The following is a 13,831-nucleotide window of genomic DNA, read 5'->3' as shown; positions in this document are numbered from 1 at the left end:
CCACATCACTCGGTGTCCGGGCCCCGCCGTCGTGCGTGCCGCTGTCGTATCCGGCCGTGCCGGGTACGGGCGCTCAGGCCGTCTTCTCCTGCGGCGGAACGCCGCTGCCGCCCCGCTGCTTCGCCAGGCGCGAGCGCGGCACCAGCGTCGGGTTCACGTTGGAGCGGACCACGTCCTCGGTGATCACCACGCGGCCCACGTCCTGGCGGGACGGGACCTCGTACATCACCGACATCAGGACCTCCTCCATGATGGCGCGCAGTCCGCGCGCGCCGGTGCCGCGCAGGATCGCCTGGTCGGCGATCGCCTCCAGCGCGGGGAGGTCGAACTCCAGCTCGACGCCGTCCAGTTCGAACAGCCGCTGGTACTGCTTGACCAGCGCGTTGCGCGGCTCCACCAGGATCCGCAGCAGCGCCTCGCGGTCGAGGTTGTGCACCGAGGTGATGATCGGCAGCCGGCCGATGAATTCGGGGATCATCCCGTACTTCACCAGATCCTCGGGCAGCGCGTCCGAGAGCAGCTCCGCCGTGTCCCGTTCCCGCTTGGAACGGATGTCGGCGCCGAAGCCGATGCCGCGGCCGCCCGAACGGGCCCGGATGATCTCGTCGAGACCCGCGAACGCGCCGCCCACGATGAAGAGCACATTCGAGGTGTCGATCTGGAGGAACTCCTGGTGCGGGTGCTTGCGCCCGCCCTGCGGCGGCACCGCCGCGGTCGTCCCCTCCAGGATTTTCAGCAGCGCCTGCTGCACGCCCTCACCGGACACATCGCGGGTGATCGACGGGTTCTCGCTCTTGCGGGCGACCTTGTCGATCTCGTCGATGTAGATGATGCCCTGTTCGGCCTTCTTGATGTCGTAGTCGGCGGCCTGGATCAGCTTCAGCAGGATGTTCTCGACATCCTCTCCGACATAACCCGCCTCGGTGAGCGCCGTGGCGTCGGTGATGGCGAACGGCACATTCAGCATCCGGGCCAGCGTCTGCGCCAGCAGTGTCTTGCCGGAGCCGGTCGGGCCCAGCAGCAGGATGTTGGACTTGCCGAGCTCGATCTCCTCGTCGCGCGCCGCGCCCGCCTCGGTCTCGGTGGCCCGCACCCGCTTGTAATGGTTGTAGACGGCCACCGACAGGGCGCGCTTGGCGTCGTCCTGGCCGACCACATAGCTTTCCAGGAAGTCGTAGATCTCGCGCGGCTTCGGAAGCTCGCTCAGCTCCGAACCGGGCGATTCCGCCAGCTCTTCCTCGATGATCTCGTTGCACAGGTCGATGCATTCATCGCAGATGTAGACCCCCGGACCCGCGATGAGCTTCTTCACCTGTTTCTGGCTCTTGCCGCAGAACGAGCACTTGAGCAGATCGCCGCCATCACCGATGCGTGCCACGAGGTGCTTCCCCTTCGCCTGCGCACCGCCGGGGAGACGGTGCCTGGTGCTTGCTTAGACGACGGTACCTTGTCGCCCCGACGGAATGGCCCCCCTTGGCGGGAATCCCCCGGCTCGGGGGCCTTCCCGTCCAAAAGGGGCGGCCAGTTACAGCCTTGTACTGCCTCTTGTGTTGCTGGGTACTGCTGCCCGTTCCCGGCCGGCTCAGACCGAGACGGTGGAACGGGTGGTGACGATCTGGTCGATGAGACCGTAGTCCACCGCCTCCTTGGCGGTGAGGATCTTGTCCCGCTCGATGTCGTCACGGATCTGCTCGATCGGCCGGGTGGAGTGCTTGGCCAGCATCTCCTCCAGCTGGTCACGCATCCGCTGCACCTCACGGGCGGCGATCTCCAGGTCGGAGACCTGACCGCGACCGGTCTCGGAGTACGGCTGGTGGATCAGCACCCGGGCGTTGGGCAGCGCAAGCCGCTTGCCCGGGGTGCCCGCCGCCAGCAGCACGGCCGCGGCCGAGGCGGCCTGGCCCATGCACACGGTCTGGATCTCCGGCTTGACGAAGTCCATCGTGTCGTAGATGGCGGTCAGCGCGGTGAAGGAGCCACCGGGGCTGTTGATGTAGATCTGGATGTCGCGGTCCGGGTCCATCGACTCCAGGCACAGCAGCTGCGCCATGACGTCGTTGGCCGACGCGTCGTCGATCTGCACGCCGAGGAAGATGACCCGCTCCTCGAAGAGCTTCGCGTACGGGTCGTACTCGCGCACGCCCTGCGAGGTGCGCTCCACGAAGCGCGGGACGATGTAACGGGACTCGGCCGGGAGCCGGTCGTAGATGCCGGAGCCGGGGAACCGCTGGGATGAAGTCATGTGGTGTCTACCGCCTTGGGAAGGGCCCGCTGGGCCGGCCTGCCTGAACGTTCGAGGGAGGGCGTAAGAGACCGGCTCAGGCGCCCGTGCCGCCGCCGCCTTCGATGTCGGCCGCGCTGGTGATGACCCGGTCCAGCAGGCCGTAGTCGCGGGCCTCCTCGGCGTTGAACCAGCGGTCGCGGTCCGCGTCGCGGTCCCACTGCTCCTCGGACTGGCCCGAGTGCAGGGCCGAGAGCTTCGCCATCTTGCGCTTGGTGCGCAGCAGCTGCTCGGCGTGGATCTTGATGTCCGAGGCGGAGCCGGCCAGGCCCGCGGACGGCTGGTGGATCAGGATCTCCGCGTTCGGCAGCGCGAAGCGCTTGCCGGGCGCACCGGCGGTGAGCAGGAACTGACCCATCGAGGCGGCCATGCCCATGGCGATGGTCACCACGTCGTTCTTCACGTACTGCATGGTGTCGTAGATCGCCATGCCCGCCGTGATCGAGCCGCCGGGGCTGTTGATGTAAAGGAAGATGTCCTTGTCGGGATCCGCGGCGAGCAGCAGCAGCTGCGCGGTGATCTTGTTGGCGATGTCGTCATCGACCGGCTGGCCGAGGAAGATGATGCGCTCGTTGAGCAGCCGGTTGTAGACCTGGTCGCCGAGACCGCCGTTGGAGGGTTCAGCGGCGGCGGAAGGCATCGGGAGCGTCACGTATCCACCTGCTCGTTGTGGGACGGCGGCACTGTCGCCAGGCCGTCGCATGGCTTAAGCGTTGTACTTCTTACGGACCCTAACGCGCGGCGCCGCCGGACCCGTCCCGGCCAGGGAACTGTTCGCTGTGAGCGCAGGGTGCCCGCGGGGTGGGGCGGCCGGGGTGCGCGACGGGGCCGGACATTGTCATATCCGGCCCCGCCCTTGACGCTTCCGCGCTGACCCGCGCGGGAGGGTGAATCAGGCGTTCTCGGCCTTCTCGGCCTTGTCCTCGCCCTTGCCCGCCTCGGTGGTCTCCTCGACGGCCTCGGCGGACGCCTCGGCGCCCTCCTCGTCCTCGTCGTCGAGGTGGACCGGCTCACCGTTGGTGTCGGTCACCTTCACCGACTCCACGACGGTCGCCAGCGCCTTGCCGCGGCTGACCTCGCCGACCAGCATCGGCACCTGGCCGCCCTCGACGACCGCCTGCGCGAACTGGTCGGGGGACATGCCGGAGGACTGCGCCCGGCGCACCAGGTGCTCGGTGAGCTCCTCCTGGCTGACGGTGAGGTTCTCCGACTTGGCGATCTGGTCCAGGACGAACTGGGTGCGGATGCCCTTCTCGGCCTGCTCCTTCAGCTCGTCCTCGAACTCCTCGACCGTCTTGTCCTGGATCTTCAGGTAGGCCTCGAGGTCCATGCCGAGCTGGCCCAGCTGGTGGTGCTCCAGGTTGTGCTTGCGGGTCTCGACCTCGTCCTTGAGCAGCTTCTCCGGCATCGGGACCTCGACCAGCTCCAGCAGCGCGTCGAGGACCTTCTCCTGCGCCTCGGTGGCCTGCTGGTACTTCTTCTGGTCGGCGAGCCGGCGGCGGCTGTCCGCCTGGAGCTCCTCGAAGGTGTCGAACTCGCTGGCGAGCTGCGCGAACTCGTCGTCCGCCTCGGGCAGCTCACGGGCCGAGACGCTGATCACCTTGACGGTGACCTCGGACTCCTGGCCGGCGGCCGAGCCGCCCTTGAGCGTGCTGGTGAAGGTGGCGGTGCCGCCGGCCTCCAGGCCGGTGACGGCCTCGTCGATGCCGTCGAGCAGCTGGCCCGAGCCCACGGTGTAGTCCAGGCCCTCGGCGACGCCGTCCTCCAACACCTCGCCGTCGACCTTGGCCTCCAGGTCGAGCTTGAGGACATCGCCCTCGGCGGCGGCGCGCTCGACGACGGAGGTCGAGGCGAAGCGCTCACGCAGCTGCTCGACGGCCTCGGCCACGTCCTCGTCGGTGACCTCGGCGGCCTCGACGGTGACCTCGATGCCCGAGTAGTCGGGGATCGTGATCTCGGGCCGGATGTCCACCTCGGCGGTGAACGTGAGCAGCTCGTTGTCCTTCAGCTCGGTGATGTCCACCTCGGGCTGACCCAGCGGGTTCAGATCGCCCTCGGAGACGGCCTCGCTGTAGAACTTCGGCAGCGCGTCGTTGACGGCCTCCTCCAGCACGGCGCCACGGCCGAAACGCTGGTCGATGATGCGGGCCGGGATCTTGCCCTTACGGAATCCGGGCACCGTGACCTGCTGGTTGATCTTCCGGTACGCCGCGTCGAGGCTGGGCTTGAGCTCCTCGAAGGGCACCTCGACAGTGAGCCGAACCCGGGTGGGGTTCAGGGTCTCCACGGCGCTCTTCACGGTCGGTCTCCTTGGGGCTGACTTCTGGGAGGTATGCGGTGCTGCGGTGATGCTGCGTGGCCGAGCCTATGGGTGCCGGTCTGGCCGCTGGTACCCGGTACCCGGTTGCGGGCACGCCACAGGCGCACGATCTCTTCATAGTACGTGGTCGGGGTGGCCGGATTCGAACCGACGGCCTTCCGCTCCCAAAGCGGACGCGCTACCAAGCTGCGCCACACCCCGTGGTCGCTCATGACGCGACACGTAGCGTACAGGTCCGCTCGCCTCCCGGCTCCCCCGCCTCTGGGCGGCGCGGCGCTGGTACGATGCTGTCCGCACGGTGATCGTCGCCGCGGTCGGGAACGACCGGGTGGCCCGTATCCCCGGCGCGCGGGCGTAGCTCAATGGTAGAGCCCTGGTCTTCCAAACCAGCTACGCGGGTTCGATTCCCGTCGCCCGCTCCGTGAGGCCCGGCCCGGCTCCTTCGGGGGCCGGGCCGCCGCGTTGCTCAGGGACCGCTCGAATTGATGGAATCGTCCACGGAGCTGACGGAGTTGGAGATCGACTCCAGGAAGTCCCGTATGGGGTCGGCGGCTCCGGTGGAGGCGAGTGAGAAGCCGAAGAGGATGGCCACGATGGCCGGTCCCCACTTGAGGTTGCCGCTGCGGGCGAGAAAGAACAGCACGACACCCAGCAGCAGCGTCAGGGAGAACGAGATAACCACGACTGATCACATCACCTTCGGACGGTACGCCTGCGCTCCAGCGGGAGCCTGACCACGGCTGTCCTACCCCCGCTGGGCACCTATCGTGCCATCAACCGGGTGGCACATGGGGGTTGATGAGCTACACGTTCGGGGCGTTGACTTGTTCGCTCCGTTCACTCCGGGTGTCCGTACGTGTCGCGGCCGGGCCGGAACCCCACCCCCCTACCGGACAACCCGGACCCGGAGGCGCTATCGTGCGGTCAATGTTGCGCGTCCGTAATCCACGAGCCCCCTTGCCCGCTGCCCGGGCGCGGATGGCTGATCCCCCACCGGAGGCCACGGACGGCCCACCGAAGGGCAAGCCCCGCGATCCCTATTTCGACAACGCCAAGTATCTGGCGATCGTGCTGGTGGCGATGGGGCACGTCTGGGCCCCGCTGATGCCCGACTCCCGGGCCGCCACCGCGCTGTACATGTTCGTGTACGCCTTTCACATGCCGGCCTTCATCATGCTGGCCGGATACTTCTCGCGCAGCTTCACCGGCAAACCCGCCCAGATAGGGCGGTTGATCTCCGGTGTGCTGGTGCCGTACCTGATCTTCGTCGTCGGGTACACCCTGTTCGACCGCTGGGTGAACAACACGGACAAGCCGCTGCTGGAGCCGTTCAGCCTGCTCGACCCGTACTACCTCACCTGGTTCCTGATCGCGCTCTTCTGCTGGCGGCTGTCCGCGCCGCTGTGGCGGGTGCTGCGCTGGCCGCTGCCGATCTCGCTGGCGATCGCGGCGATCGCCTCGGTCTCCCCCGATCTGGGCAACGACTTCAACATCATGCGGGTGTTGCAGTTCCTGCCGTTCTTCGTGCTCGGGATGCTGCTGCGGCGTGAGCACTTCACGCTGCTGGTGCGGCGCGAGGCCAGGATCGCGGCGGCGGTGATCGCGCCGGTCACGCTGGCCTTCACGTACTGGGTCGCGCCGCGGATGGACTACCACTGGTTCTACCGCAGCCACAGCGCCCAGGGTCTCGGATTCACCTGGGATTATGGCGTGATCATGTCGCTGGCGCTGTTCGGCTGCGGCCTGGTGCTGACCGCCTGCTTCCTGGCGTTCGTGCCCCGGCGCCACCTGTGGTTCACGGCGCTGGGCGCCGGCTCCATCTACGGCTACCTGCTGCACGGCTTCCTGGCCAAGGGCTCGCGCTGGTGGGGCTGGTACGACCTGGACTGGGTGCAGACCCCGGCCGGGTACGTGGCCATCACCCTGATCGGCGCCGCCGTGGTCACGCTGCTGTGCACCACACCGGTGCAGAAGATGTTCCGCTGGGTGGTCGAACCGCCCATGGACTGGGCGTTCAAGAAGGACGAGCCGGCGGCCAAGCCGGAACGGGTGCCGGCCGCCTCGTAGCGGACCGCGCGGAGGACGAGGGCGGAGGGGGACGGCCGGGGCGGCCGTCCCCCTCCGCCTTTGCCCGTCCCGTCCCGGGCCGGGCCGGGTCAGCCGGTCATCCCGTCACTCCAGTCGGTCATCGGACGGGAGAGCCTGCCGATGAGCGTGCGGAAGTCCTGCCAGTGCTCCACTCCCCCGCCGAACGGATACCACCGGCCGTCCCGGCCCGCCGGCCCCAGCGGGAGCGCGGTGACCGGCAGCGGCTCGCCGCCGCGCGGCGCGGTCGGCTCCCCCGCGCCCAGCGCGAAGCCGAGCGGGGCCGGCAGCCCCGGGAACAGCGGCGCGCAGGCCGGCGCGGCATCCGTCGCCCGCCAGGTGACCCGCAGCGTCCGCAGCCCGTGCCCCGCCGCCAGCTCCGCCGCGATCGCGGGCAGCTCCTGAAGCGGTACGGCGTCGGCCGACGCGAAACCGAAGGTCAGCGTGGCCTCCTCCTCCACCCCCGCCGTGGTGCGGGCGATCCGCAGCGCGGCCGAGGCGGCGGCGTCGCCGCCGGTGACCAGCAGATAGCTCGGTTCCGGGACCCGCTCGCGCGCCATCGCCGTCAGTTCCGCCCGTGACCAGGGCCGCCCGGCGGGCTCGGCCGGGCCCCAGCCGGCCGGCGGGCCGCCGGTGACCGCCCGCCACACCGCCTCCAGCGCCCCGCCCAGCACCAGATCCTCCCGGGCGGCGTGCCGGGTGCGGACGTGGAAGGTGAGCCGGCGCTCGGCGCTGCCGGCCAGCGCGTTGTGCCGGGAGACCAGCTCCGGACCGTGCGGGTCGTCCAGGTACGGCAGGCGCGAGTCGTGCCAGGCGGCGGCGAGCACCGGCTGCCCGTCGGGCCCGGTGCGCTCGGCGTACCCGCCGTCGCGCCAGGTGAGGGCGGCGCCGGTGAACCCGTCGTAGAACGTCTCGCCGTACCGCACCACCCAGCGCAGCGGCTGGGTCGGCAGCAGCTCGTACAGCGGCAGGGTCAGCCGGGTGTGTTCGGGGGTGACGAGATACAGCGTGCGTCCGGTCTCGTGCACGGCGCGCAGCGCGTCCTGGAGCCAGGGCGATACGCCGACGACGGGACGGTCCTGGAGGAGGACGGCGGAGGTGGCCGTGAGCGCGTCGATGGCGGGGTGCGCGGCGGCCGGGACGGGGGCCGCGCCGGTGTCCGCCGGGCCGCCCGGGTCGTGGCGGGTGGGGTCGGGCCAGGCGGTGCCGCCCAGGCGTTCGGCGAGGCGGGCGGTGAAGCGGCCGGCCAGCGCCGCGCCGCGGGCGCCGGGCAGCGTGGTGCGTACCTCCGTCCACCACACCGGGCCGGTGGGGGCGCCGGGGCCCAGCAGGCGGCGGGCCTCGCCGGGGACGGCGATCTCGGTGGGGGCGCCGATCGCGAGCAGCGGGTGCCCGGCGGCGTCGCGGACCCGCAGCAGCCCGCCGCCCTCGGTGGCGTCCAGGGCCCGGCCCGGCCCGGCGGCCGACAGGGCGTACCGCAGGGCGTCGTCGTCGGGGCGGCGCTCGGTGAGGGCTGTCGCGTCGGTGGTCATGGGCGGTCCCGCCGTTCTGGTGTCGTGCCGGTCGCGTCGGTCGCGTCGGTCGTGGTGCGGTGGCCGGTGTGCAGGGCCGTCTGCACCAGCCGGTACGGCTCGCCGCGCCGTACGAGGGTGCCGCGCCCGGGCGGCTGGGCGCGCGGGTACAGGCCGGGGAAGAGCTGGCCCTCCATGCGGTCGCCGGTCATCAGCAGGGCGGTGGCGCCGTTCTCCTTGAGGGCCTGGACGAACGGCTCGTACATGGCGCGCGAGGCGCCGGCCACCCGGCGGGTGAGGATGACGTGCAGCCCGATGTCGGGGGCGGAGGGGATCAGCGGCAGCAGCGGGGCCAGGGGGCGCTGGCCGGCGGTGGCGAGGATGTCGTAGTCGTCGACGAGCAGGACGACGCGTGGCCCGGTGAAGCCCTCGGGGGCGGGCGCGTCCGGGTCGATGATCTCCTTGGGCAGCCGGTCGGCGAGCTTGCCGGCGATGCCGGTGGCCAGCCGCTGGGCGAGGTCGGGGGTGTGGGCGTAGCCGCCGCGGTACGCCTCGGGGATGGCGGTGCGCAGCCCGCGGCGCGGGTCCATGACGGCGAAGACCAGGTCCTGCGGGGTGTGGCGGGCGAGCAGGCCCTGGGCGATGAGGGTGAGGAGATTGGTCTTGCCGCATTCGCTGTCGCCGAGGACCAGGAGGTGCTGGTCGCGGGCGGCGAGGTCGAGCAGGGCGGGGTCCAGGGCGGTCTCCTCCAGGCCGTAGGGGACGCGGAGCGGTTCGGTGGCCGGGGTGGGCAGCCGGTCGGCGGTGAGGCGGGCGGGCAGGACGCGGATGCGCCGGACCTGCTCGCCGGGGCGTTCGGCGCGGACGCGGTCGACGGCGGCGGCGAGCGCTTCGGGGAGCCCGTCGGCGGTGGCCAGGCCGTCGAGGCGGGGCAGGGCGGTGTGGGCGAAGAGCTTGTCGGTGGTGAGGGCGCGGCCGGGCTCGTCGTCGCCGACGGTCTCCATGAGTTTGCGGTCGATGGCGCTGTCGTGCGGGTCGGTGTGCCGCAGTTCGACGCGGGTGCCGAAGGTGGACTGGAGGTTCATGCGCACGTCGTTCCAGCGGCTCATGGCGGCCACCACATGGATGCCGTAGCCGCCGCCGCGCCGCAGCAGGTCGGCGACCTTGTCGTCCACGTCGGTGAACTCCTCGCGCAGCGCGCCGAATCCGTCGATGACGAGGACGATCTCGGTGGAGCCGAGCTGCGGGTGGCGGCCCGCGGCGCGGGCGGTGCGCAGCGCGTCGAGGGAGTCGATGCCGTGGGCGCGGAAGAGGTCCTCGCGTTCGGCGAGCATGCCGCGCAGTTCCTCGACGGTGCGGGCGACGCGTTCGGCGTCGGTGCGCGGGGCGATGCCGCCGGTGTGCGGGAGTCCGTCCATGACGCGCAGTCCGCCGCCGACCAGGTCCATGCCGTACAGCGCCACGTCGTACGGGGTGTGGGTGACGGCGAGGGAGAGCATGAGCGTGCGCAGCAGGGTGGTCTTGCCGGACTGGGGTCCGCCGACGACGGCGGCGTGGCCGCCGGCCCGGGTGAGGTCGAGGATCCACTGGCCCTGCCACTGGGTGGCGGGGTCGTCCAGCACGCCGATGGGGACGCGCAGTTGGCCGGCGGGGGTGGCGACCCGGTCGAGGGGGACGGCTTCGGGGAGCGGGGGCAGCCAGATCTGGCGGACGGGTTCGGCGGCGTCACTGATGCCGTCGACGAGGGTGGACAGGAGGGTGGGGCCGCCGCTGCCCGGGGTGCGCGGGGCGGGTGCGGTGGTGGCGAGGTCGGTGCCGGGGGCGGGCTCCGGGGCGGTGTTGAGGGCGGGGAACGGGGCGACGAGGGGCCGGTCGCCGGTGGTGGCGGTCTCCTCGCGGGGCGGGGTGGGGCCGTGGTGGCGCCCGGAGACGTAGGCGGCCTTGAACCGCTGGTAGACGCTGGTGTCGACCTTGAGGTAGCCGAAGCCGGGGACGGGCGGCAGTTCGAAGGCGTCCTTGCTGTCGAGCACGGTGCGGGATTCGTCGGCGGAGAAGGTGCGCAGGCCCAGGCGGTAGGAGAGGTACGTCTCCAGGCCGCGCAGCTTGCCGCTCTCGATGCGCTGGCTGGCGAGCAGCAGGTGGACGCCGATGGAGCGGCCGATGCGCCCGATGGAAAGGAAGAGGTCGATGAAGTCGGGCTTGGCGGTGAGGAGTTCACCGAACTCGTCGATGACGACGAACAGGTGGGGCAGGGGTTCGAGGTCGGGGCGGGTGGCGCGGGCGACGGCGTACTCGGCGATGCCGGGCAGATGGCCGGCCTCCTTGAGGACCTGCTGGCGGCGTTTGACCTCCCCGGCGAGGCTGGCGTGGACGCGTTCGACCAGTCCCGCCTTGTTCTCCAGGTTGGTGATGATCCCGGCGACGTGCGGGAGGGCGCCGAACGGGGCGAAGGTGGCGCCGCCCTTGTAGTCCACCAGCACCATCGCGAGGTCCTGCGGCGGGTGGGTGGCGACCAGGCCAAGGACCAGGGTGCGCAGCAGTTCGCTCTTGCCGGAGCCGGTGGCGCCGACGCACAAGCCGTGGGGGCCCATGCCGAGTTCGGCGGATTCCTTGAGGTCGAGCAGCACGGGTTCGCCGGAGTCGTCGGTGCCGATGGGTACGCGCAGGAAGTCGCGGATGCCGCGCGGGGACCAGTCGGCGGCGAGGCCGTTCCGGTCCGTGAGGCCCAGGAGTTCGGGGAAGCCCTGCCGGTCGCCGTCGGTGTCGGCGGCGGCGCCGGGTTCGAGGGAGAGCCGCAGCGGGGCCAGCAGCCGGGCGAGGCCCTCGCTCCAGGCGAGCGGGCAGGCGTCGGGGGTGCCGGTGAGGACGGTGGGCGCGGTGGTGTCGCGCAGGTCCTCGACGGTGACGGTGTCGCCGTCCACCGTGATGCGCACGCCGACCTGGCCGGGCTCGTCGAGCCGTCGGGTGACGGGGTGCAGGACGGTGAGCCCGAGTTCGGCCAGGGGCACCGTACGGTCCGGGAGCGGGAGTTCGGAGGCGGGCCCGTCCGCGGTGTCGAGGACGACGAGGAGGCGGGCGGCGCGCTGCGCGGCGTCGCGGGCGGCGTGGCCGCGCCGGCTCTCGGAGGCGCGGGTGGCGCGGGCGCGCAGCAGCGGTCCGAGGATCGCGGCGAGTGCGGAGGGGTCGGTGGCCACGCGGCGGGCGGGGGCGACGGCGTCCCACTGCTCGGGGTCGGCGGTGTGGGGCAGCCACTTGGCCCACTCCCACTCGGGCAGCCGGTGGGACGGGGCGGCGACGGCGATGCCGAGGTCGTCGGGGGCGTGGGCGACGGCAGCCTGGGCGAGCAGGGCACGGATGACGCGCAGGGTGTCGGCGCGCGGGCCGATGACGCTGACGTGTCCGGCCCGGTCCAGTGGGGCGGTGAGCGGCATCCCGGCGGTGCGGGCGAAGCGGCGGCGCAGTTCGGCCGCCTCGTTGACCATGAAGGGGTCCGGTGGGGAGACGGCGGTGGACTGGTCGCGGTCCATGCGGAGCAGGCGGCGCGGGACGGCGCCGGAGCCGAGCCGCACTGTGAGGAAGTCGGCGTCGGTGCGGCGGCGTTCCCACAGCCGGGCGGGGTCGGCGACCAGGTCGTACAGCGCGTCGGGCGGCGGGTGCAGCAGCCGGGCTGTGTCGCGGTCGGCGGTGTCCTCGCGGTCGAGTTCCTCGCGCTGGGCCTCCAGGTATTCGAGGTAGCGGCGGCGCTGGGTACGGCGTGTGCGGCGGGCCCGGCCGCGCTGCGAGAAGAACAGGGCGGCGCCGCCGAGCAGGGAGATGGTGAGGACGGCGACGCCGATGACGGCGAACTGGCTGCCGCGCAGCAAGGTCATCATCAGCACGGAGCCGGCGATGCCGGCCATGGGCAGCATGGCGGTGGCGGCCGAACCGGTCTCCCCGTCGGGGAGGTTGGGCGGTGCCTCGATCCCGCGCGGGGCGGGTTCGGCGAGCGGGCGGGTGGTACGGGCCGGGCGGTGCACGAGGTGCGGGCTGTTGAGCGGGGCGGCGGGCGAGACGGGCTCGTGGGTCCCGGCGGGGCCCGGGGGCGGGACGGGGGTCGCTGTCGCTACCGGTGCCGGTGCCGGTGCCGGTGCCGCTGCCACGGCCGGTGCGTCGGGGTGCGGCAGGTCGGCGCGGCGCAGTTCGACGGTGAGCGAGGGGTCGGCCGCCTGGGCGAGCCCCACCATCCCGGCCACGACGGCGCCGCGGTGGCGCAGTTCGAGCGTGCCCCCGAAGGAGTCGGGGGCGCCACCGGAGCACGGTTGGGCGGTGCCGTCGTGGGTGCTCTCCACGGCGGACGGCCAGGCGGCGGAAGCGGTGCCGGACCGCAGTTCGACGGTCCCGTCGTGGCCGCCGTCCCCGGCGGGGGGCCGGGGCGCCGAGGCGGCCGGGGAGCCGGCGGCGGGTGCAGCCGGCGCGCCGGTGGGCGTTCCCGCCGGCAGCGCGGCCCCCGTACCGGGCGGGCCGTCCCCCGGCCGGTGCGCGCCCCCGGGCCCGGGGGCGTTCCGGTTCTGCGGCCGGGGGGCCAGGGGCGGGCCGGCCGCCCCGGCGGCGGGGCGTGCGGGCGGCGCCGCCGGTGCCGCACCGGAGGACTCGGGCGGAACTCCGGACGCGGCAGACGCGGCGGAGCGCCCCGCCGGCCCCCCGGGGTTTCCGGTGGCGCTCGCACCCTGCGGTCCGGGGACAGCCGGGTGCGGGCCGGACACCGACGGGCCGGCCGTCCCGGCGGTGCGGCGTGCGGGCGGCGCCGTATCCGTCGCACCGGGCCCGGTGTCAGAGGTGCCCGGCCCCGGACGGCGCGGATCGTCGGTGCCGGGTCGCACCGGGGAGACGGGCTCGCCCGTCTCCCCGGTCGCGACGGGAGATCCGGCCGGTGCGGCGGGGGAATCCGCAGCGCCCGGCACCGGGCCGCCGGTCTCCCCCGGAACGGCGCCTCGGCCCGGGGCGGGAGCCACGGGCGGGATGTCCCCCGCAGCGGTGGGGCGCGTCGCCGGTGGTCCTGCGTCGGGCGGTGCTGCCGCACCGGCGTGGTCCGGTTCGCGGGCGGGCACCGCAGGGGAGCCCGGTGCCGGGGGCGCAGCATCGGAGGAACCCCGTCCGGGACGGCGCGCGTCATCCGTCCCGGACCGGGTGGCCGGCGCGGAGGTGACGTCGAGGGGCCGGGCCATCGCATCTGCGTGGTCCGGTTCGCGGGCGGGCACCGCCGGGGAGCCCGGCGCCGGGGGCACGGCGTCGGAGGAGTCCCGTCCGGGACGGCGCGCGTCATCCGTCCCGGGGCGGGTGGCCGGCGCGGAGGTGGCGTTGAGGGGTCGGGCCACGGTCAGCCGTGGGTCGGGGCGGGGCACCGGCGGAGCCGGTTCGTTCCGCCCGTGTCGCGGCTCGGCCCCGCTCCCGGCGTCCGGCCCGGCCGCCGCCGTGGGTGCGGCGTGCCGGACGGGCGCGGCGGGTTGGGTGGGTTCGGCCGGCGCCGCGTCGGCGGGTTCGGCCGGCGGCGCCGCGTCCTCCGCGTCCGCCACCGGGGCGGACCGTTCGGCCTCCCGTATCTGCCGCAGGATCTCCTGTTGCCAGTCCTCGCCCGTCACCGGGGGGCCTCCGTGC

At 72.8% G+C, this 13,831-nt stretch carries 8 protein-coding genes and 2 tRNA genes; 2 read left to right on the top strand and 8 right to left on the bottom strand.

The features are described from left to right. Nucleotides 1–73: 73 nt before the first annotated feature. The 5 genes from clpX to H7827_RS20745 all read right to left on the bottom strand — a co-directional run bounded on the left by clpX (nt 74) and on the right by H7827_RS20745 (nt 4,802). The gene (gene clpX, locus H7827_RS20765) at nt 74–1,378 is read right to left on the bottom strand and encodes an ATP-dependent Clp protease ATP-binding subunit ClpX (RefSeq protein WP_386539318.1); all 1,305 of its coding nucleotides are present in this window, start codon (nt 1,376–1,378) and stop codon (nt 74–76) included. Nucleotides 1,379–1,582: 204 nt separating this feature from the next. Continuing rightward, complete coding sequence (locus tag H7827_RS20760) at nt 1,583–2,242, bottom strand: ATP-dependent Clp protease proteolytic subunit (protein ID WP_030725588.1); 660 nt, start codon at nt 2,240–2,242, stop codon at nt 1,583–1,585. A 76-nt stretch (nt 2,243–2,318) separates the two neighbouring features. Beyond that, the gene (locus tag H7827_RS20755; RefSeq protein ID WP_030725585.1) at nt 2,319–2,921 is read right to left on the bottom strand and encodes an ATP-dependent Clp protease proteolytic subunit; all 603 of its coding nucleotides are present in this window, start codon (nt 2,919–2,921) and stop codon (nt 2,319–2,321) included. A 252-nt stretch (nt 2,922–3,173) separates the two neighbouring features. Continuing rightward, nucleotides 3,174–4,580: a trigger factor gene (gene tig, locus H7827_RS20750; RefSeq protein ID WP_386539321.1), complete on the bottom strand. Its 1,407-nt coding sequence runs from the start codon at nt 4,578–4,580 to the stop codon at nt 3,174–3,176. Between the two features lie 145 nt (nt 4,581–4,725). After that, nucleotides 4,726–4,802 (bottom strand) — tRNA-Pro (locus H7827_RS20745). A 147-nt stretch (nt 4,803–4,949) separates the two neighbouring features. Here H7827_RS20745 and H7827_RS20740 point away from each other — a divergent pair. Further along, a tRNA-Gly gene (locus H7827_RS20740) sits at nt 4,950–5,020 on the top strand. A 47-nt stretch (nt 5,021–5,067) separates the two neighbouring features. Here H7827_RS20740 and H7827_RS20735 read toward each other — a convergent pair. After that, nucleotides 5,068–5,283 (bottom strand): hypothetical protein, encoded by a 216-nt coding sequence (locus tag H7827_RS20735; RefSeq protein WP_030725579.1) that lies wholly within the window; start codon nt 5,281–5,283, stop codon nt 5,068–5,070. A 296-nt stretch (nt 5,284–5,579) separates the two neighbouring features. Between H7827_RS20735 and H7827_RS20730 the strand changes: the two genes are divergently transcribed. Continuing rightward, the gene (locus H7827_RS20730) at nt 5,580–6,668 is read left to right on the top strand and encodes an acyltransferase family protein (protein ID WP_432746897.1); all 1,089 of its coding nucleotides are present in this window, start codon (nt 5,580–5,582) and stop codon (nt 6,666–6,668) included. Nucleotides 6,669–6,757: 89 nt separating this feature from the next. On the opposite strand, the gene H7827_RS20725 is transcribed toward H7827_RS20730, so the two are convergent. Beyond that, nucleotides 6,758–8,218 carry a DUF6177 family protein gene (locus H7827_RS20725; RefSeq protein WP_432746896.1) on the bottom strand — a complete coding sequence of 487 codons (1,461 nt, stop codon included), beginning with the start codon at nt 8,216–8,218 and terminating at the stop codon, nt 6,758–6,760. Beyond that, a complete protein-coding gene (gene eccCa / locus H7827_RS20720; RefSeq protein WP_432746895.1) occupies nt 8,215–13,815 on the bottom strand; it encodes a type VII secretion protein EccCa in 5,601 nt (1,866 codons plus the stop codon). Before eccCa ends, H7827_RS20725 begins: the two co-directional genes overlap by 4 nt. Between the last annotated feature and the right edge of the window lie 16 nt (nt 13,816–13,831).

Source organism: Streptomyces sp. JH002, from assembly GCF_050916115.1.
GTDB lineage: Bacteria > Actinomycetota > Actinomycetes > Streptomycetales > Streptomycetaceae > Streptomyces > Streptomyces xiamenensis.
The sequence above is the reverse complement of the archived record's forward strand: the minus strand, read 5'-3'. Positions and strand labels throughout refer to the sequence as shown.

Coding starts and splice junctions, on each gene's coding strand:
- H7827_RS20760 (WP_030725588.1), bottom strand. CDS start 2,242: ATGACTTCATCCCAGCGGTTCCCCGGCTCCGGCATCTACGACCGGCTC.
- H7827_RS20755 (WP_030725585.1), bottom strand. CDS start 2,921: ATGCCTTCCGCCGCCGCTGAACCCTCCAACGGCGGTCTCGGCGACCAG.
- H7827_RS20730 (WP_432746897.1), top strand. CDS start 5,580: ATGGCTGATCCCCCACCGGAGGCCACGGACGGCCCACCGAAGGGCAAG.
- H7827_RS20725 (WP_432746896.1), bottom strand. CDS start 8,218: ATGACCACCGACGCGACAGCCCTCACCGAGCGCCGCCCCGACGACGAC.